At 67.9% G+C, this 896-nt stretch carries 1 protein-coding gene; it reads left to right on the top strand.

Features of this window, described 5'->3' with window-relative positions:
- The coding region (locus ACYVDE_RS24510) for a hypothetical protein (RefSeq protein ID WP_460504133.1) at positions 1 to 896 on the top strand (896 nt) is incomplete at both ends.

Genomic DNA, 896 nt, shown 5'->3' with positions numbered 1-896 from the left:
CCGGCTCGGGCCTGCCGGCCACGGTGCGCGAGCTGGAAGCCGCCGTACCGGCCGGCAGCACCCTCATTCTGACTCAGGCTACCGGCATCAGCCAGCGCCTGCTGCCCACCAGCGGCACTTTAGATAACAGTGCGGGACTGACCCTACTTTCGAGCGCGGCCGGTACTGCGCTGGTCACGCCCGGCGCGGGCTCGCTCTCAACGGCCCTGAGTGTGCAGCGCTACCTCGATGCCAGCGTGAACCCCGGCCCGGGCTATCGCCACCTGGCTGCGCCCGTAACCGGCGCCACGGTGGGCGGGCTGAACAACACCGCCAGCGGCGGCAGCTACGCGCCCGAAATCAGCCAGGCCACTACCTATAATAACTCGGCCACACCGGGCACGACCACGCCCTTCCCCACTATCTTTTTCTACGACCAGAGCCGGGTGACGCGAGCCAGCGCCTACGCGCCCTTCGACCGCGGCTACCAAGCCCCCGCCAGCTTGGCCGACCAGCTAACGCCCGGCCGCGGCTACACCGTGAACCTGAACGGCGGCCAGACGCTGACCTTCCGCGGCACGCTCACGAGCAATAATGTGGATTTCAGCACGACGCTGCCGGGGGCAGTGTCGGCCGATGGCGGCTGGCATTTGCTGGGCAACCCGTTTGCCTCGGCTCTGAACTGGGACGCCGTGTCAGTACCAACCGGGCTGGATGGAGCCATGTACATCTTCGTGAGCAACAGCCAGTACGGCGGCAACTATCGCAGCTACGTGAACGGCGTGGGCAGCGCGCCGGGCAGCACCATTCCGCTCGGGCAGGCGTTTTTTGTGCGCTCGCCGGGTGCCGCGCCCGTCACGCTCACCTTCCCCACGGCCGCCCGCATCACCGATTTTACGGCCGCCAACGCCGCCACC

The organism is Hymenobacter agri (genome assembly GCF_054778495.1).
The sequence above is the reverse complement of the archived record's forward strand: the minus strand, read 5'-3'. Positions and strand labels throughout refer to the sequence as shown.